Below are 18,582 nucleotides of genomic sequence, written 5' to 3' on the forward strand. Positions count from 1 at the left end.
ACTACCGCGCCCCGGACTGCGACAAAGACGCGCACACACACCCCGACAGAGATCCTGAGCGGTTCGAGGACGAGGACGAGGACGACGACCCGGACCGGCAGCCGGAGCCGGAGGACCCCGCAGGGGCCCGACGACAACGCCCCGGTGACAAACGGTCCCGACGGCGGCGCAGAGCCCCCGCGGGCCCCGGAGTCCCCCGAAGGGCGACTCCCCTCCCAGCGCGAGGAGGAGAAACAGCCCGCCCCCGAGGGCCCCCCCCCGCAAGCGAGCCTCCGCCGCCCCCGGGGCCGCCGCCCAGGACGCACCCCCCGTAGCCGCCGCCGACCCTCTTCCGCACCCGGAAGTCGACGTCCCCCGGCCTCCGGCGACGGCGCGGCCGGCCGCCGCTCCCGTTCCCGTACGCCGCACGGCCGGACGGACCGGTTTCGCGCCGCCCGCGCGGCGTGCTGTACCGGCTGCACTGGCGGCGACCGTGCAGGCCGCGGCCCCGCACCAGCGGGCGCGCGGGCGTACGGGCCGCGGTCTGGTCGTCCGCCGGACGGACGCGCGCGAGGCGGGTGCGCGAGGGCCGCGAGGGCACCTCGTCCTGTTCGTCGTGGACGCCTCCGGCTCGATGGCGGCCCGCAGCGGATGGGCGCCGTGAAGGGCGCGGTGCTGTCCTGCTCCTGGACGCCTACCAGCGCCGGGACAAGGTCGATGATCACCTTCCGGGGGTCGGCGCGGAGGTCGCCGCTGCCGCCCACCTCGTCGGTGGACGCGGGCGCGGCCCGGCTGGAGAAGCTGCCGACCGGCGGCCGCACCCCGCTCGCCGCGGGCCTGCTCCAGGCCCACGAGGTGCTGCGGGTGGAGCGCCTGCGCGACCCCGTCCCGCCGCCCCCTGCTGGTCGTGGTGACGGACGGGCTGGGCCACCGGCGGCCCCGAGTCCGCTGGCCCGCGCGGCGCGTGCGGCCGGGCTGCTGCCGCCGGGGGCACCGCCTCCGTCGTCGTCGACTGCGAGGCCGGGCCCGTACGCCTGGGCCTGGCCGCCGAGTTGGGCCGCTCGCTCCAGGCCCCCGTCGTCCACCCTCGACGAACTGCGCGCGGACAGCGTCTCCGCGCTCGTCCGCACCGTACGCAACAGCAACGGCAGCAACACCTCCAGGAAGGCCGCGTAATGCCCAAGGGACAGCCGGCCGTCGTTCCCGACGACGGTCTCACCACGCGCCAGCGCCGCAACCGTCCGCTGGTACTTCGTCCACACCGGGATTCGGCAAGGGCAAGTCGACCGCGGCCTTCGCCTGGCGCTGCGGGCCTGGAACCAGGGCTGGGCCGGTCGGGGTGTTCCAGTTCGTGAAGTCCGCGAAGTGGAAGGTCGGGCGAGGAGCGGGCGCTGAAGGTGCTCGGGGATTCCGGCGAGGGCGCGGGACGGTCGCCTGGCACAAGATGGGCGAGGGCTGGTCCTGGGTGCAGCGCGACATCTCCTCCAGCGAGGAGGCGGCGCGCGAGGGCTGGGAGCAGGTCAAGCGCGACCTGGCCGCCGAGTCGTACCGGCTGTACGTGCTGGACGAGTTCGCCTACCCGCTGCACTGGGGCTGGATCGACAACCACGCCGAGGTGATCTCCGTCCTCCGCGACCGCCCGGGCACCCAGCACGTCGTCATCACCGGCCGCAACGCCCCGCAGGAACTGGTGGACTTCGCGGACCTGGTGACCGACATGTCGAAGGTCAAGCACCCGATGGACACGGGCCAGAAGGGCCAGCGGGGCATCGAGTGGTGAGTGTGCACGTCCCCCGACTGGTCATCGCCGCCCCGGCGTCCGGCAGCGGCAAGACGACCGTCGCGACCGGCCTGATGCGGGCGTTCGCCGGACGCGGGCCTCGCCGTGTCCCCGCACAAGGTGGGCCCCGACTACATCGACCCGGGCTTACCACTCGCTGCGCGACACGGCCGCCCCGGCCGCAACCTGGACGCGTACCTCTGCGGTCCGGAGCGCATCGCCCCCCTGTTCCTGCACGGGGCGGCCGGAGCGGAACTGGCCCTGATCGAGGGCGTGATGGGCCTCTTCGACGGCGGCGAGCGGCCAGGGCGAACTGCTGGCCTCCACGGCCCATGTCGCGAAGCTCCTGCGCGCACCGGTCGTCCTCGTCGTCGACGCGTCGTCGCAGTCGCGGTCGGTGGCGGCGCTGGTGCACGGCTTCGCGTCTCTGGGACCCGGAGGTGCGGGTCGCGGGCGTCATCCTCAACAAGGTCGGCTCGGACCGCCACGAGGGCCTGCTGCTGCGCGAGGCGCTTGGGCGGCTCCGGCGTCCCGGTCCTCGGCGCGCTGCGCCGGGCGGCCGACGTCGACACCCCCAGCCGCCACCTCGGCCTGGTGCCGGTCGCGGAACGGCGCGCGGAGGCACTGGACGCGGTCGCGGCGCAGGCGCAGCGGGTACGCGAGGGCTGCGACCTGGAGGCCCTGCTGGCCCTGGCCCGTACCGCGCCCCCGCTCCCGGACGCCGCGTGGTCGCCCCCCGTCTCCGCGGCGGCTTCCCGCCCGGTGATCGCCGTCGCCGGCGGCCCGGCGTTCACCTTCTCCTACGCCGAGCACACCGAACTCCTCGCGGCGGCGGCGGCGCGGACGTGGCCGTCTTCGACCCCCTGCGCGACGAGAAGCTCCCGCCCGGCACCGCGGGCCTGGTCATCGGCGGCGGCTTCCCGGAGATGTACGCGCCGGAGCTGTCCGCCAACGAGCCGCTGCGCGCGGCGGTCGCCGCCCTGGCGGCCTCCGGAGCCCCGGTGATCGCGGGAGTGCGCGGGCCTGCTGTACCTGTCGCGGAAGCTGGACGACCGCCCGATGTGCGGCGTCCTCCCGGCGGAGGCACGCATGTCCCCCCGCCTGACCCTGGGTTACCGCGAGGCGGTCGCCCTCACGGACTCCCCCCTGGCGGCGGCGGGGACGCGCGTCCGCGGCCACGAGTTCCACCGCACGGTGACCTCCCCGGGCGCGGGCCCGACGCCCGCCTGGGGCTTCACCCGCCCCGAACGCCGGGTGGAAGGCTTCGCGGCCGACGGCGTCCACGCGTCGTATCTGCACATCCACTGGGCGGGCGTGCCGGGGGCGGCGGAGCGCCTGGTCGCGGCGGCGGCCGGAGGAACGACTCCGGAGGAGGATCCGGCTTAGGCCCGGCTACGGGCGATTTGGTTGCGGAAACCCGCCGGACGAGTACCCGGCCACAACCAAATCGCCCGCTTCTCGCCCATGACAGAGCACTTCGTCCAAGCCCCTCTCCACATTGGTGTCGGCGCGCGTCCCCATACCGCTCCCGCCGAGCTGCGCACGCTGATCGAGGAATCCTTGGCCCTCGCGGGCCCGGGCACGCCCGCCACTCTCTCCACCATTGACACCAAAGGCGACGACCCGGCCATCCGCGCCATCGCCCAGCAGCTCGGTCTGCCCCTTGCTCGTCCACTCCGCCCAGGCCCTCGCCGAGCAATGCGCGCCCGCCCCCTCCTCCACCGTCCTCGCCGCCACCGGCACACCGAGCGTCGCCGAGGCCGCCGCTCTGCTCTCCGCAGGGCCCGGAGCCGTACTTGTCGTGGGCAAGAGGAAGTCGCCCCGCGCTACTTGCGCAATCGCACGACAAATCCACAAGACGCCGGTTCCCACGGCCTTGTGACATCTGTGATCGGTGGCCCACGTCACACGGCGACCCCGTCACAAGAAGCGGGCCGGCGGCATCTCATGGGCGTTCAGTCGCAACGCCACGAGCGAGGACGTAGCCATGGAAACCCGTTTCAACCTGTTCGACAACGAGATCGCCCTCAAGTTCGGCAAGCGGTTCGCCAACGCGGGCATGGTGGTCCACCAGTCGTCGCTGCCGAGGACCACGCAGGAGCTGGTGTCGCTGCGCGCCAGCCAGATCAACGGCTGCGGCTGGTGCGTCGACATGCACACCAAGGACGCGGCGGCCGCCGGCGAGACGGCGGTCCGGCTCGCCCTGGTCGCCGTCTGGCGTGAATCCACCGTGTTCACCGAGGCCGAGCGGGCCGCCCTGGCACTGGCCGAGGAAGGGACGCGACTCGCGGACGCCCACGAGGGGCGTGTCCGACGAGACCTGGGCCCGGGTGCGCGAGCACTACGACGACGACCAGGTCGCGTCACTGGTCGCACTGGTCGCCCTGATCAACGCGGCCAACCGGCTGGCCGTGATCGTGCACCAGCGGGGAGGCTCGTACGAACCGGGCATGTTCGCCGCCATGTTCAACTGACCGGCGCACGGGTGGTCCCGCGATGAGCGGGAGCCGCGGGATCACCAGCGGACGGCGGAGAAGTCGACGGGCCGGGGACGCAGCAGCCGCGTGCGTCCGGCCAACGCCCGCAAGCGCCGGGACATCTCGTCGGCGGCGAGGCGCTGTCGGCCCCCGTGCCCCGGCAGGACCCACTCGAACCGCAGTCGCCCGGCCGTCCTGGCGAGGGAGCGGGCCAACTCCTCCACGGAGTGGAAGGTCACGCTCTCGGCGATCTCCAGATCACCGGTCGTCCGCGACCAGTAGAAGCTGTCGCCGCTGAAGCAGTACCGGTCGTCCGCGAGGTAGAGCACGCTGCCCCGGGTGTGTCCGGGGAGGGGATGGACCGTGACCCCTTCGCCGACTTCCACGGGTTCGAGCCCTCGGATCACCCGGTCCGCGTCCGGCGCGGCGTCGAGGTCGCCCTCGTGGATCCAGAGCCGGGCGCCGAAGTGGTCGGCGTAGCGGCGGCCGTGTGCGGCATGGTCCCGGTGCGTGAGCAGCACATCAGTGACGGGGCCCGACGCCGCGTACCGCTCGGCCAGCGCACGGCTCCAGCGTGGGGTGTCGATCATCATGCGCGTGCCGGACGGCCGTAGGAGCAGATAGGAGTTGGCCGCAGCGGTGTGCGTCGAGTTGTGGCCACAGATCAGTACACCGTCGTCCAGAGCCATGGGGAACGGGTCGAGCTCCTGGCTCACCGACCCGGACGCGGGGCGGATGGAACGGGTGTGGCAGGCGAAGACGGCGGCGTGCAACTGGCGCGCCTCGGCTTCGTCGCGCGGCATCCGCAGGATCTTCGACTTCCCGCCGACTTCACCGATCAGCCCGGGCGCGAGCTGCCGGGCGGAGTCGCAGTTCGTGCAGCGGTCGTCCACGTACCAGTCGTCCACGGCGGGCTCCTTCCGGGAAACAGCCCTGACCAGGGCCTTCGTTCCAGGGATATCCCACGCGCGCGAGGAATCGGTAGGCCCTGCCAATCTTGTGATTCGGGGCGCGCGGCGTTCTTACGGCAAGGACAAGAGGGGCGAAAGCAGCAAATCGATCCCCGGCGCGGCACTGGCCCAGGCCCCCTAGGGGGACCCTGAGGGGGTTTCCCCCTCAGGGTCCGGGTGATCGCTCCATGTCCCGGCGGTGTCGCCAACGGACAAGCTCCCTCCATGACTTCACAACGAACACAGGCCGGAATCCTGGCCGGTGCGGCCCTTCTCGGCAGCGTGTCCGCCCTGGCCGCTCCGGCCTCGGCGGCCGGCGTCCACAGTCGGCAGGCACAGGGCGGGGCCGTCGTCTCCGTCGAGCAAGTGGCGGACCTGACGCCGGAGGAGGTGGCCGGAGAGCTCCGGGGGGAGATCGACTCGTCCCAGGTCCGTTTTGGCGTGACCGCCTACCGGGTCGCCTACCGCACCACGAACAGCGCGGGCGCCCCCACGACTGCGAGTCAGCTCGTCGTTCTGCCCAGGAACAAGGCGCGTCGTCTGTCCGCCGTCTCCTGGCTGCACGGCACCACCGTCTACCGCAAGGACGTCGCCTCGGAGAATCCGAAGTCGGACGACCGGCTCGCCGCGCTGCTGTTCGCCTCGACCGGGCGGGCCGTTTCGGCCCCCGACTACGTGGGCCTCGGCTCGGGCGAGGGTTTCCACCCCTACGGGGACCCGCGGGCCACGGTCGCGGCCTCGGTGGACGGGCTGCGCGCGGCCCGTACCCTCGCCCACCGGAACGGCCGGGAGCTGGAGCGGAAGGTCCAGGTCAGCGGGTTCTCGCAGGGTGGGCCCGCGACCATGCTGGTGGGCCGGGCGCTTCAGCAGGAGGATGCCGACCGCTACTTCCGGCCGGGGGCACTCGCCCCGGTCAGCGGCCCCTTCGACCTCTCGGCCTTCGAGACCGCCGCGGCCGACGACAGGATCGTCAAATCCGGTCTCTACCTCGCCTACTTCGCCACCGCCTGGAACAAGACGTACGGCCTCTACAAGTCACCCGGTGATGTCTTCCGCGCCCCCTACGACCAGAAGGTGGAGGGCCTCTTCGACGGCTATCACAGCACCGAACAGATCGCCGCCGCACTCCCGGCGGCCTCCAAGGACCTGTTCACCGAGGACTTCCTGAACAAGGTCCGTAAACCCGGCGGCGTCCTGAAGGACAAGCTGCGCCCCCTGGACAACACCTGCAACTGGCATCCGGACGTGCCGGTGGAGATCTTCCACGGCCGGGGCGACAAGGACGTCGACTTCTCCCACGCGGGCTACTGCGCGAACCAGTTGGCGGAGAACGGCGCCGCACACCGGCTGACCGACGTGGGCGACTACGACCACAACGGATCGGTGAAGCAGGCTCTTCCGCGGATCGTCAGGTTCTTCGACGAGTCCGCGAAGACCGGACCCCGCGCCACGAGGTGACCGGACCCTCCCGCGGAGGCGCACGGACGCGTCCCCGGGGCGCACGGCGCCGCCCGCGCCCCGGGCGGGCGGCGGTCTCCGGGGAGACCGGAGCACGCGCCTCCCGCCGGCCCAGGTAACGTCTCCTTCTCAGGACCGCGAACCAGAAAGCCGTCGCCCACCATGCCTCAGCACATATCCCCCGAGCCCGATCTCCGCCACCACGGGGACGCGGAAGTGCGCGGTATGGGCGCGGCGTTGACGGATCTGGCGGTCAACGTCCGATCGGGCACCCCGCCGCAGTGGCTGCGCGAGCGCATCGCCGCCTCGGTGGACGACCTCGCCGCCTACCCGGACGGCCGCGCCGCCCGCCGGGCGGTCGCCCTGCGGCACGGGCTGCCGGAGGAGCGCGTCCTGCTGACCGCCGGCGCCGCGGAGGCGTTCGTGCTGCTGGCGCGGACGCTGGAGGCGAAGCGGCCGGTCGTTGTGCACCCGCAGTTCACCGAGCCGGAGGCGGCCCTGCGGGACGCGGGGCACGAGGTCGGGCGCGTGGTGCTCAGTGCGGAGGACGGTTTCCGGCTCGACCCGCGCGCCGTGCCCGGCGACGCCGACTTCGTCGTCGTCGGCAACCCGACGAACCCGACCTCCGTGCTGCACCCGGCCACCGCCCTGGCCCGCCTCGCCCGCCCGGGCCGCACCCTCGTCGTGGACGAGGCGTTCATGGACGCGGTCCCGGGCGAGGGCGAGTCCCTCGCCTCGCGCACGGACCTGCCGGGCCTGGTCGTCCTGCGCAGCCTCACCAAGACCTGGGGGCTGGCGGGGCTGCGCGTCGGGTACGTCCTGGCGTCGCCGGGCCGGATATCCCGGCTGGAGCGGGCGCAGCCGCTGTGGCCGGTGTCCTCGCCGGCGCTCGTCGCCGCGGAGGCGTGCAGCGCGGCCCCGGCGCTCGCCGAGGCCGCGCACGCGGCGCACCGGATCGCCGCCGACCGGGCGCACCTGGAGTACCGGCTGGCCAAGTTCCCGTCGGTGACGGTGTGTTCCCCGGCGTCCGGGCCGTTCGTGCTGATCCGGGTGCCGGACGCGACCCGCCGCGCGGTCCCGGCTGCGCGGGCTGGGCTTCGCGGTCCGCCGGGGCGACACGTTCCCGGGCCTGGGCCCGGACTATCTGCGGCTGGCGGTCCGGGACCGCGCGACGACGGACCGCTTCGCCCAGGCCCTGGAACAGGCGCTGGAGGGATGACGGGCCGGCGTCCCCGCCGCGCGCGAGGACGGGCGGCCCGCCGCCTCAGCCGACCACTCTCCCCCGCAGGATCACCCGCTCCGGCGCCGCCAACACCCGTACGTCCGACCTCGGATCCGCCCCGTACACGACCAGATCCGCCGAAGCGCCCTCCTCCAGCCCCGGCCGGCCCAGCCACTCCCGCGCCCCCCACGACGCGGCGCCGAGCGCGGTCATGGCCGGCAGCCCGGCCCTGACGAGTTCGGCGACCTCCTGGGCCACCAGTCCGTGGGCGAGCGAACCGCCCGCGTCCGTCCCGACGTAGATGGGGATCCCGGCGTCGTGCGCCGCGCCCACCGTCGCGTAGCGGCGCTCGTGGAGCCGCCGCATGTGGTCCGCCCAGCGCGGGAACTTCTTCTCGCCGCCCTCCGCGAGCCGCGGGAACGTCGCGATGTTGACGAGCGTCGGCACGATCGCGACCCCGCGCTCGGCGAACAGCGGGATCGTCTCCTCGGTGAGCCCGGTCGCGTGCTCGACGCAGTCGATGCCCGCCTCGACCAGCGGCGCCAGCGACTCCTCCGCGAAGCAGTGCGCGGTCACCCGGGCCCCGAGCCGGTGCGCCTCGGCGATGGCCGCCTCGACCGCGCCGCGCGGCCAGCAGGCGGACAGGTCGCCCGTCTCGCGGTCGATCCAGTCGCCGACGAGCTTGACCCAGCCGTCGCCCCGCAGCGCCTCCTGCCGTACGTACGCGACCAGGTCCTCGGGCTCGATCTCGTGCGCGTAGTTGCGGATGTAACGCTTCGTCCGGGCGATGTGGCGGCCCGCCCGGACGATGCGCGGCAGGTCCTCGCGGTCGTCGATCCAGCGGGTGTCGGAGGGGGAGCCCGCGTCGCGCAACAGCAGCGCGCCCGCCTCCCGTTCGGTCAGGGCCTGTTTCTCGCTGACGGCCGGGTCGACCGGGCCATGGGCGTCGAGCCCCACGTGGCAGTGGGCGTCCACCAGGCCGGGCAGCGCCCAGCCCTCGACCGTGGTGACGTCCCGTACCCCCGCGGGGCGGTCGAAGGTGATCCGCCCGCCGACGACCCACATCTCGTCGCGCACCCCGTCGTCGGGGTCCGGGCCGGTCAGCACCCGTCCCTTGATGTGCAGCACCGTTCCATCGCCGTCGTGCGTCAATGTCCTCTCCCGTCCATCGCGTCCCGTCCCCGACACGCTCACTTGCGGCCGACGACCATGGACTCCGCGCCCGCCAGGCGCCGCGCCCGGCTCTCGCGGAATCCGGCCTCCTTCAGCCAGCCCCGGCAGTCGGCGGTGGTGCAGTCGAAGCCACCGGTGGTCTCGATGAGCATGTTGAGGCTGCTGAGCAGCCCGGTGAGATTCTCCCTCCGGTCGTCGTCGATGAAGCTCTCATGGACGACGACGAGCCCGCCCTCCGGCAGCGCCTCGTACGCCTTGCGCAGCAGCATCCGTTTGGCGTCCAGGTCCCAGTCGTGCAGTACGTGCCCGAAGAGCAGGACGTCGGCGCGCGGCAGCGGGTCGGTGAAGAAGTCCCCGGCGGTGAACGAGAGCCGCTCCACGGGGCCGCGGCGCTCCCGGTTGCGCTCGAAGTTCCCGCGCACGACCTCCAGGTCGAAGCCGGTGCCCTGCAGGTGCGGGTGGCGGTGCAGGAGGTGGCTGAGCAACGCGCCCTCGGCGCAGCCGATGTCGGCGACGGTGCGGTGGGCGGTCCAGTCCACGGCCTCGGCGAGGGCGTCCGCGGAGCGCATGGTGAGGCCGGTCATGGCCTGCTGGAAACAGGAGAGGCGCTCGGGGTCCTTGTAGAGGGCGGAGAAGAGGTCGCCGCCGTCCTTGATCTCGTTCTGTGGCTTCCCGGTGCGCAGTCCGTCGGCGAGGCTGCCCCAGAAGCCGTACAGCCGGTTGTCGTACAGCTCCAGCGCACCACCCAGATAGGTGGTCTTGTTGCGGTCCAGGTAGCGGGCGGTGGCGGGGGTGTTGGCGTACCGGCCGTCGGGGCCGCTCTCGCGCTCCAGCAGGCCGAGCGCGACGAGGGTGTCGAGGAAGTCCCGGACGGAGCGCGGGTGGAGACCGAGCCGCAGGCGCAGTTCCTCACCGGTCAGGGGCCCTCGGGCCAGCTCCGTGAAGAGCCCGAAGCGGGTGGCGGCGAACAGGACCTGGGAGGCCTGGAAGCCGAGGGCGATGCGCAATATGGAGTCGAGGGCGGCGGGGTCGCCGCTCCGGGTGCCGCACAGATCGTTCATGTGACCTCCTCGCGCGCGGAAGATGCGGGTGTGCCGTCGACGGCGGTGTGGTCGGCGGCGGGTGTGCCATCGGCAGCTGGTGTGGGACCGACAGCGGGTGTGGGGTCGATGGCGGGTGGGGGGTCGATGGCGGGTGGGGTGGAAAGCGGGTGTGTGGTTGAAAGTGGAGCATGCCGCCGGGCCCGTCCAGCCCCGCCCGGCGGACGCCACCGGCCGCTGTGCGCCCGGGGGTTGACACATCGGGCCCGCCGCTCTCCTCCCGGAGGCCGAGAGGTTCTGCCGTGTCTCTTGCGGAAGCACGAGACACGAATGGGCCCGGCGCAGGAGACGTTCCGCCCGTGCGGACGACGTGCTCCGTGGCACAGCGGAAGAACATGGCCGTATGCCGCACAAGATGACATCGGCGACACCGTGCCGGTACGGGCGGTGTCACCGTCGGGGGAATGACGAACACGCGGGCTTCCGGGAGCAGGCACGCGCTCCGCGCGCGGGCCGCCGGGACGACGGGCGCGCCGGCCTCGGCGGGCGCTCCGGCTTCGACGGACGCTCCGGTTTCCACGAGCGCTCCGGCTTCGACGAGCACTCCGGCTTCCACGGCCGGGCGTCCGTCGGCTTCCACGGCCGGGCGTCCGTCCCGCGTGGGAGCCGCCGCGACGACAACCACGCCGGGCGGGCTCCCGCCCCGGGCACCCGGGGCGTCCCGTACGGGGGCCGCCGGAGCGACGACCACGCGGACCGGCACGACCGCGGCCGCCGGTCCCGCACCCGCACCGCGTACTTCCTGAACACACCACTGGATCAACCTCGTACGACCTGGGGACCGGCCGTCTCCGCCGCACGGCGGAGGCGGCCGGCCGTCCGGGCCGACCCGCCCGGCGGACGCTCCGGCCAGACTGGCCCTCATGACCAGCATCGCCCACGGCGGGCCCGTCACCTACCCTGTCCCGGTGATCAACGAAGCGACCGGAGCGTCGATCGGCGCAGCAACCGGCGCGGCGATCGGCGCACCGGAAGACGGACCCTGCGGCCGCCCTTCGCCGCGCACCGCGCACGCCCGCACCGCGCCGTGACACTCGGCGCGCTCTTCCGTCCGCACGCCGTACTGGGCCTCCGCGCGCGGCTGCGCTGGGTGCACCTGCTGATCGGCGGCGCGCTGCTCATGCCGTACTTCCTGCTGGCGAACGTCCTCCTGCCGCTCGTCACGGGCAACGCGTCCACCCCCTTCGTCTCACCCGCCACACAGTTCCTGACGCTCGCCGTCGCGCTCCCCCTCGCCGCCCTCTCGGCGCTGCTCTTCCCGCTGATGCGGCCGTTGGAGACCGCCATGGCGCAGGCGCTGTGCGGCCCGGGAGACGCCGAACTCGCCACCGGCCCCGCCCGGACCTGGGCGGAACGGGCCCGTCCGGCGCTGTACTTCACCCTGCACGTGGGGGCGGGCGGCATCGTCAGCGGCATGTCGCTGACGGCCCCGCCCGCGGCGGCGGGCCTCATGGCCCTGCCCTTCCTGGACCGGAACGCCCCCGGCCGCCTCCCCTGGTTCCGGGCCTTCGACGGGCCGTGGCTGCCGGTGGCGACGCCGCTGGCCGGACTGGCCCTGCTCGCCCTGCCGGTCGTCACCTCGTGGGCCGCCGGCGCCGCTCTGGCCCGCTGCGCACCCGTGCTCCTCGGCCCCTCCCCCGCCGACCGGCTCCGGGCCGCCGAGGAGAGGGCCCGCCGGCTGGCCGTCCGCAACCGGCTCGCCCGTGAACTGCACGACTCCGTCGGGCACGCGCTGAGCGCGGTGCTGCTCCAGGCCGGGGCGGCGCGCAAGGTCCTCGACGCCGACCCCGGCTTCGCGAGGGAGGCGCTCGCCGCGATCGAGGAGACCACCCGCACGGCGGTCGGCGAACTCGACACCGTACTGGGCCTGTTGCGCGAGGGACGGCCCGGCCTCCGCCGCGCCCGCCCCCACCCTCGACCGGCTCGACGCCCTGCTGGACCGCACCCGCGCGGCGGGCGTCGCCGTCACCCTGACCGCGCCGCCGGACCTCACCGGGATCCCGCCCGTCGTCTCCCGCGAGGCGTACCGGATCGTGCAGGAAGGTCTCACCAACGCCCTGCGCCACGCCGGGCCCGTCCCCGTCGCGCTGCGCATCACCGGCGACGACACGACCCTGGAGGTCACCGTGGAGAACCCCGTCGCCATGGACAGCGCCCCCCGGCGGCGGCCCGCCCCGGGAGGGCGGCGGCCGCGGGCTGACCGGCATAGCCGAACGGGCCCGGCTGCTGCGCGGCAGCAGCGACTGCGGCCGACGCGACGGCGGTGTGGCGGCTGTCCGTACGCCTGCCGATCGGGGGCACCGTCCGATGACCACCACCACGGCCGCCGCCCCGCTGCGGCTCGTCGTCGCCGACGACGAGCGGATGGTGCGCACCGCGCTCTGCGCCATCCTCGGCGCCGAACCCGATCTGGAGGTCGTCGGCCAGGCCGCGACCGGCGCCGAGGCGCTGTCCGTCACCCGCGAACTCCGTCCCGACGTGGTGCTGATGGACGTGCGGATGCCCGAGGTGGACGGCTATCCGCGCCACCGAGCAGATCCTCGCGACGATGGACGAGCCGCCGCGCGTCCTGGTCGTCACCACCTTCGAGAACGACTCCTACGTCTACGAGGCGCTCCGCGCGCGGGCGCGTCCGGATTCCTCCTCAAGCGGGCGGGAGCGGACGAACTCGTCCAAGCCGTCCGGCTGGTGGCCCGCAGCGACTCGCTGCTCTTCCCGGCGGCCGTACGCTCCCTGGCCGCCGCGTACGCCGGACGACCGCGCCGCCGAGGACACCGCCCGCCGGCTGCGCGAGCGGCTGTCCGAGCGCGAGGCGGAGGTGCTGCGGCTGATGGCGGCGGCCTGTCGAACGCGGAGATCGCCGAGCGGCTGTTCCTGGGCGCGGCGACGGTCAAGACGTACGTGGCCGGGGTACTGGCCAAGCTCGGCGTGCGGGACCGCACACAGGCGGTGGTGGCGGCGTACGAGACGGGCTTCGTCTCGCCCGGGTGATTCCGTGGCGACTCCGTCCCCGGGGTCATGGAACCGCAAAGCCCGTCCGCACGTTCAATGGATCATGACCGCTATGACCCCTGGCTCGAACATCCCTCTCTCCGTCGCCCGCGTGACGGTGGACGTCGCCGCTCCGGTGCGGCTCGACGTCTCGGGCCTGCTGCTCACCGCCGACGGCAAGGTGCGCTCGGACGACGACTTCGTCTTCTACAACCAGCCGGCCGGCCCCGGCGTGACCCACCGGGCCGGCGCCGCCGGCACGCCCGACGCGATCGCGGTGGACACCGCCGCCGTCCCCGCCGGCATCGAGAAGATCGTCGTCACGGCGAGCCTGGACGCCCCGGGCACGACCTTCGCGGGCACCGAGCCGACCGCGACCGTCCGCGACGCGGACACGGGCGCCCCGCTGGCCACCTTCACCCCGCCCCGGCTGGCGACGGAGACGGCGCTGGTCGTCGTCGAGGTCTACCGCCGCAACGGCGCGTGGAAGGTCCGTGCGGTGGGCCAGGGGTACGCGAACGGGCTGGCGGGCATCGCGACGGACTTCGGCGTGAGCGTGGAGGAGCCGGCCCCGGCCGCCGCGCCGCCGGTTCCTCCGGCCCCGCCGGCCGCTCCCCCGGTCCCGCCCACCCCCGCCCCGTCGTTCGGCGCACCGACCCCGTCGGCTCCTTCCTTCGGCGCCCCCATCCCGCCCGCACCGGCCGCCCCCGGTGTCGCCCCCGCCGCGCCGGGCCCCGCGCCCAGCGGGCCCGCGCCCGCACCGGGCAAGATCAACCTGGACAAGGGCCGCGTCAGCCTCCAGAAGAATCAGACCGTCTCCCTCGTCAAGGGCGGCAGACCCCTGACGCAGTCGGTCCGCATGGGCCTCGGCTGGGAGCCCGCTTACGGCAGCCGCGCCATCGACCTCGACGCGTCGGTCATCGCCTACGGCCCCCAGCGCAACCTCATCGACGCCTGCTACTTCGGCAAGCTGATGATCCTGGGCGGCGCGGTCCAGCACTCCGGCGACAACCTCACGGGCGCCGGTTCCGGCGACGACGAGACCATCACCGTCCACCTGGGCGGCCTCCCGCCCGAGGTCACGGGCCTGGTCTTCACCGTGAGCTCGTTCAACGGCCAGAAGTTCACCCAGGTCGCCAAGGCCTACTGCCGTCTGATGGACGGACAGACCGGCGAGGAGCTGGTGCGCTTCGACCTCACCGGCGCGGAGCCCAAGACGGGTGTCCTGATGTGCAAGTTCGTCCGCCAGTTCTCGGGCGAGTGGGAGATGACGGCCATCGGCGAGTACGTGAAGTCCCGCACGGTCCGCGACCTCGTCAAGCCGGCGGCCGCGGCGCTCTGACGGAACCTCCGTCTCCGGAATGGCGTCTTGAGCGGGTGGGGAGCAGACGGTGCTCCCCACCTGCCCACAGCGCAGAGCGTTTGTTTGGAGAGCGCGTTGAACTGTTTCTTTGACCCCTCGCACGGCCCCGGTACGCAGAACGTCATGTGGGCGCCGCAGTGGGGCGTCCCCCGGAGCGTCATGAGCTGCGTCGCGTGCGCCCAGCGCTGGGCGACCACGCAGCAGCAGGCGGCGGGCTACGCCCAGCAGGGCTATGCGCCGCAGCAGGGGTACGCGCCTCAGCAGGGCTACGCCGCCCCGCCGCAGCAGGGGTACGCGCCCCAGGGCTACCCGCAGCAGCGTTCCGGCCCCGGCTGGGGCGGCGTCGCGGCCGCCGGCGCCGCGGGCCTCATCGGCGGCGCGCTGATCAACGAGGCGCTGGACGACGACGAGCCGCAGCAGGTCGTCAACATCACCGAGGTGCACAACGAGTACGTCGACTCCGACGGCGACGGCAGCTGGTTCTGACGGGAGCCGTCAGGGGGCGGCGGGAAGGCCCGCCAGCCGGGCCAGCCGCGCGTACGAGTCCAACAGGGCTTCCCTGTCGTACGAGTTGGTGGTGACGAGCAGCTCGTCCGCCCCCGTCCGCTCCACCAGCGCGGCCAGTTCCGCCGCGACCTCGTCCTCCGTGCCGTGGACGTGCCCGCGCAGCGCCGCCCCGTAGTGCTCGCGTTCGCGGTCCGTCATCGCCAGGGCCGCGACCTCCTCGGCCGGGGCGAGGGGCGGGAAGACGCCGCGCGTACGGGAGTACGCCATGGCCCACGCCTCGGGGACGAGCAGCCGGGCCGCCTCCTCCGCCGTCGCGGCGACGGCGACGTTCCCCGCGAGGACGACGTACGGCTCGGGGCGCGCCGCCGAGGCCCGGAACCCCTTCCGGTAGCGCTCGATCGCGGCGACGGTCGCGTCCGTCCCGTGCAGCCCGCCGATCACCAGCGCGGCGCCCGCCTCCGCCGCGATGTCCGCGCCGGCGTCATTGGCCAGGATGAACACGGGCACCCGCAGGCCCTCGGCGGGCCGCGCGTGCACCTGCGGGTACGCGGACGCCCCGCCCGCGAACCACTCCCCCAGCTCGGCGAGCCGCTCCGCGAAGCCGTCCATGGCGCCCTTCTCCGCCCCGAGCGCCCGCCGGATCCCGTCCGTGAACCCCACGGACCGCCCCAGCCCCATGTCGATGCGCCCCGGGAACAGCGACTCCAGCACGCCGAACTGCTCGGCGACGACCATCGTCCGGTGGTTGGGCAGCATGACCCGCCCGTGCCGACGCGGATCCGCGAGGTCGCGCCCCGCGACCGCCGCCGCCAGGACGGTCGGCGCGGACCCGGCGACCCCCCGGCACACTGTGGTGCTCCGACACCCAGAACCGGTGGTACCCGAGCGCCTGCGCCTCCCGCGCGAACGCGACGGTGTCGCGCAGCGCCTCGCCGGGGTCGTGCCCGCGGCGGGTGCGGGAGCGGTCGAGGACGGAGAGGGGGACGGGTATTCCGGCGGATCTCACTCCCACGACAACACGCCATGAAACCGGTGATTCCAGGACGGCGGTGCCCCCCTGCGCCTGGGGGCACCGCCGCGATTTCCCGTGCTGTCCGCCGCCTCAGATGGCGATCTGGAACTTCCCCCTCGCCTCCTGCGACTTGTACTTCTCGTTGCCGCCGTAAAGGGCCGTGAAGCCGCTGCTCCCCGCCGAGACCCAGATCTGCGGGTCCGAGATGTTCGCGCCGGAGTCGAGCACCGCCTCGCCCTGGTCGTTGGTCGTCGCGCTGCCGAACTCCTGCCGCGTGCTGGAGACGACGAACGTGATCCGCTCACCCGCGATGCCCTGACCGTTTGAGGTCGGTGAGCGTCGCCCGCATCTGCGCCTGCGCCATGCCGATGATGCCGGCGCGCACGGTCGACGCGGTCAGGTGCACGTTCTCCTTGTGCACGACCTCGACGTGCGGCTGCTGCCACGGCTGCGTCTGCTGCTGCTGCCACGGCGGCAGCGTCTGCTGCTGGACCGGCTGCTGCCACGGCTGCTGCTGGGCCTGCGCCTGCTGCCACTGCTGGAACGCCTGCCATTGCTGGAACTGCTGCCACTGCTCCGGAGTCGGCTGGGCCATGTGAAGTGTTCCTCTCTGCATGCGCGGTGAGCTTGCGATTGCGATGCCTTGCCCGGCGAACGTACGGCGGGCCCGGACCACGGGCATCCGGGCAATTCCGGCCGCCGGAATATCAACAGCGGAAACGAGCCCGGAGCCGTCCGCACCGCTGATCCGCCGAACCCGCGCCCCCGTACCCGGAGCTCCGGCCCCACCGCCCCCTCACCACCCCATGACCATGGCCTGATGCCGCCCCACAACCGTTTCTCCTCAACGGACCCCGTCCGCATCCCATTCGGAATTGACCGAGAGAACGGTCACCCACCCGCATGACGTAAAATCCGGTCTTCCGAACCTGTTCAAGGAACCGCAGTTGACACCGCACTCCCTGGCGTTCCCCGACCATCCGTGGGAGGGCCACCACTTCAGCCTCCACGTGCACCGCCTTCTCGCACTGGGGCGGGTCCCTGGTCAACGGGACGCTCCGGCAGCGCTACGGCCGCTTCGCCCGCCGCACGGACTTCGCCAAGCTGCACCGCATCCTGGAACGGCGCGGAACGCCCCTGACCGGCCCTTTGCGGACGTCCGACGACGACATACGCGAGTACCGCCGGCCCTCGTCCGGAGTGACCGTCCTGGCCGAGCGAAACCCCGAGGCGCGTCGACGACCTGTACGCCGTCATCTCCCCCTGCGCATGAACCCCCCGGCCCGCTTCCACGACCCCGGCCATTCCCGGGACCATTTCACCGACACGATCCTCGTCCGCTGCCCGAGGTGCCCGGCGGCCGCCCGCGTCGCCGACTCAAAACTGGTCTGCCCCGGCTGCGGCCTCTCCCGCTACGCCCGGGAATCCTCACCGGTCTTCCGCTACGGCCCGCCCACGGACCCGTATTTCCAGCTCCCGCTGCACCTGCAGACAGAAACCCGACACGGCCGCCTCTGGGCGTACAACCCGGAACATCTGATGCTGATCCGCCAGTTCGTCGCAGCACCCCTGCGGGAACGGGCCCCCTGGTACGAGCCGGGGAGAAAGATGACACTCCTCGCCCGCCTGCCGGCGTGGGTGAAACGGTCGAAGAACCGCGCCGAAGTCCTGCGCGCCATCGACCGCATGCGGGCCGAACTGCTTCACCTGAACGGGAGCGCCGGTTCGACTCGCAGAAACCAGGGCTGAAACCCCTGCAATAGCCGCAGGCTTCCGCACACGACCAATCCTCCTGCGAGGAACCTGGAACTGATCCACCACCCCACGGCGTCACCCCTGCGGGAACGGGATCCCGCACGAGCCGGGAGAGGGAAGACGGCGCCGAACCGCGCCGGGGACCCCGCACGACCGAACGGCTGCGACCTCCCTCCGATCCGCCCAACCCCCGCTGTGACCGCGCTCACTTGAACTTGATCGGGAGCGCACAGCAGGCTAGATTTCGCCTGACAATCGGTCACATGTTCGACACAAAAGCCGATTTGGTCGATCTTGGGCGCCTGCCTGCGCTCCGCGCACCCGAGACGCCCGTCACCTCACGTCAGCCGTGCCGACGCACCTCGGCCGGCTCGACCGAGGGGAATGTCAGGTCCTGACACTCCATGCTCCATCCCAAGGGGGAACACCCATGAGCAAGTCGAAGAGCCTCAGCGGCGCGACGCGCGTCGTCATCGCGGTTTCCGTAGCCGCCGCGATCGGTGCCGCCACCGCGGGCGCCTCCCAGGCGAGCACGCCGCCGCGCCGTCCCACCCCGCGAAGCCGCGCCCGTTCGCCCTGGGCGCGATCCCCGTCGCAGGAGCGCAGCGCCGCACACCGCTCGGTGACGTCGAGGCGAGACATGGACGCCCTGTCCCCGTACGGCAAGGCCGGCGCCACACAAGGCCAAGAAGGCGGGCCTGCCCGCCCAGCGTCAACCTGGGCAAGTACGCGGCCACAGCCCCCGGCAACCAGGGCAGCGTGAACATCCTGTGTCGCGGGGGCCATCGACTACTCGGCCTACAGCATTCTCGAAG

General features: G+C 73.1%; 15 protein-coding genes and 7 pseudogenes. 15 read left to right on the forward strand and 7 right to left on the reverse strand.

All coding sequences use genetic code 11. From position 1 onward, the window contains the following. The 7 genes and pseudogenes from ABD794_RS06860 to ABD794_RS06875 all read left to right on the forward strand — a co-directional run. Positions 1-1,155 (forward strand): annotated as a pseudogene (locus ABD794_RS06860) (vWA domain-containing protein); the annotation flags it as partial. Positions 1,156-1,303: 148 nt separating this feature from the next. Continuing rightward, positions 1,304-1,759 (forward strand): annotated as a pseudogene (locus ABD794_RS06865) (cob(I)yrinic acid a,c-diamide adenosyltransferase); the annotation flags it as partial. A gap of 74 nt (positions 1,760-1,833) precedes the next feature. Further along, positions 1,834-2,199 (forward strand): annotated as a pseudogene (locus ABD794_RS18645) (hypothetical protein); the annotation flags it as partial. Positions 2,200-2,818: 619 nt separating this feature from the next. Continuing rightward, positions 2,819-3,145: a hypothetical protein gene (locus tag ABD794_RS18650; protein ID WP_425585947.1), complete on the forward strand. Its 327-nt coding sequence runs from the start codon at positions 2,819-2,821 to the stop codon at positions 3,143-3,145. A gap of 78 nt (positions 3,146-3,223) precedes the next feature. Further along, positions 3,224-3,355 (forward strand): annotated as a pseudogene (locus ABD794_RS18655) (hypothetical protein); the annotation flags it as partial. A 67-nt stretch (positions 3,356-3,422) separates the two neighbouring features. Beyond that, positions 3,423-3,641 (forward strand): cobalamin biosynthesis protein, encoded by a 219-nt coding sequence (locus ABD794_RS18660; RefSeq protein WP_425585948.1) that lies wholly within the window; start codon positions 3,423-3,425, stop codon positions 3,639-3,641. A gap of 105 nt (positions 3,642-3,746) precedes the next feature. Then, positions 3,747-4,233: pseudogene (locus tag ABD794_RS06875) on the forward strand (carboxymuconolactone decarboxylase family protein). A 41-nt stretch (positions 4,234-4,274) separates the two neighbouring features. Here the strand turns inward: ABD794_RS06875 and ABD794_RS06880 are convergent. After that, positions 4,275-5,144 (reverse strand): MBL fold metallo-hydrolase, encoded by an 870-nt coding sequence (locus ABD794_RS06880; RefSeq protein ID WP_344961575.1) that lies wholly within the window; start codon positions 5,142-5,144, stop codon positions 4,275-4,277. 267 nt (positions 5,145-5,411) lie between these two features. Here ABD794_RS06880 and ABD794_RS06885 point away from each other — a divergent pair, with 267 nt between their 5' ends. Both ABD794_RS06885 and cobC read left to right on the forward strand, forming a co-directional pair. After that, complete coding sequence (locus ABD794_RS06885; RefSeq protein ID WP_344961577.1) at positions 5,412-6,644, forward strand: lipase family protein; 1,233 nt, start codon at positions 5,412-5,414, stop codon at positions 6,642-6,644. A 162-nt stretch (positions 6,645-6,806) separates the two neighbouring features. After that, positions 6,807-7,863, forward strand: a pseudogene (gene cobC / locus ABD794_RS06890) (Rv2231c family histidinol phosphate aminotransferase CobC). 45 nt (positions 7,864-7,908) lie between these two features. Here cobC and ABD794_RS06895 read toward each other — a convergent pair. Further along, a complete protein-coding gene (locus ABD794_RS06895) occupies positions 7,909-8,994 on the reverse strand; it encodes an amidohydrolase family protein (protein WP_344961579.1) in 1,086 nt (361 codons plus the stop codon). Positions 8,995-9,056: 62 nt separating this feature from the next. Continuing rightward, positions 9,057-10,100, reverse strand: coding sequence for a methyltransferase (locus ABD794_RS06900; protein ID WP_344961581.1), 1,044 nt, complete (start codon positions 10,098-10,100; stop codon positions 9,057-9,059). Positions 10,101-10,482: 382 nt separating this feature from the next. On the opposite strand from ABD794_RS06900, the gene ABD794_RS06905 reads away from it, so the two are divergent. The 4 genes from ABD794_RS06905 (at position 10,483) to ABD794_RS06920 (ending at position 14,979) form a co-directional block, all read left to right on the forward strand. Beyond that, the gene (locus ABD794_RS06905) at positions 10,483-12,339 is read left to right on the forward strand and encodes a sensor histidine kinase (protein WP_344961584.1); all 1,857 of its coding nucleotides are present in this window, start codon (positions 10,483-10,485) and stop codon (positions 12,337-12,339) included. A gap of 107 nt (positions 12,340-12,446) precedes the next feature. Next, positions 12,447-13,130, forward strand: a complete 684-nt coding sequence (locus ABD794_RS06910) for a response regulator transcription factor (protein WP_344961586.1) — start codon at positions 12,447-12,449, stop codon at positions 13,128-13,130. A gap of 73 nt (positions 13,131-13,203) precedes the next feature. Next, positions 13,204-14,472: a TerD family protein gene (locus tag ABD794_RS06915; protein WP_344961587.1), complete on the forward strand. Its 1,269-nt coding sequence runs from the start codon at positions 13,204-13,206 to the stop codon at positions 14,470-14,472. 180 nt (positions 14,473-14,652) lie between these two features. Continuing rightward, positions 14,653-14,979, forward strand: a complete 327-nt coding sequence (locus tag ABD794_RS06920) for a hypothetical protein (RefSeq protein WP_344961588.1) — start codon at positions 14,653-14,655, stop codon at positions 14,977-14,979. A gap of 9 nt (positions 14,980-14,988) precedes the next feature. On the opposite strand, the gene ABD794_RS06925 is transcribed toward ABD794_RS06920, so the two are convergent. The 4 genes and pseudogenes from ABD794_RS06925 to ABD794_RS06935 form a co-directional block, all read right to left on the reverse strand. Next, a complete protein-coding gene (locus tag ABD794_RS06925) occupies positions 14,989-15,849 on the reverse strand; it encodes an MsnO8 family LLM class oxidoreductase (RefSeq protein ID WP_425585949.1) in 861 nt (286 codons plus the stop codon). 46 nt (positions 15,850-15,895) lie between these two features. Next, positions 15,896-16,012: pseudogene (locus ABD794_RS18665) on the reverse strand (hypothetical protein); the annotation flags it as partial. Between the two features lie 90 nt (positions 16,013-16,102). Beyond that, positions 16,103-16,240, reverse strand: a complete 138-nt coding sequence (locus ABD794_RS06930) for a hypothetical protein (protein WP_344961590.1) — start codon at positions 16,238-16,240, stop codon at positions 16,103-16,105. A 73-nt stretch (positions 16,241-16,313) separates the two neighbouring features. Continuing rightward, positions 16,314-16,607 (reverse strand): hypothetical protein, encoded by a 294-nt coding sequence (locus tag ABD794_RS06935; RefSeq protein WP_344961592.1) that lies wholly within the window; start codon positions 16,605-16,607, stop codon positions 16,314-16,316. Positions 16,608-17,281: 674 nt separating this feature from the next. On the opposite strand from ABD794_RS06935, the gene ABD794_RS06940 reads away from it, so the two are divergent. Further along, positions 17,282-17,761 (forward strand): hypothetical protein, encoded by a 480-nt coding sequence (locus ABD794_RS06940; protein ID WP_344961597.1) that lies wholly within the window; start codon positions 17,282-17,284, stop codon positions 17,759-17,761. A gap of 436 nt (positions 17,762-18,197) precedes the next feature. Continuing rightward, positions 18,198-18,530, forward strand: a complete 333-nt coding sequence (locus tag ABD794_RS06945; RefSeq protein WP_344961595.1) for a hypothetical protein — start codon at positions 18,198-18,200, stop codon at positions 18,528-18,530. The last annotated feature ends 52 nt before the right edge of the window (positions 18,531-18,582 follow it).

The organism is Streptomyces thioluteus (assembly GCF_039535865.1).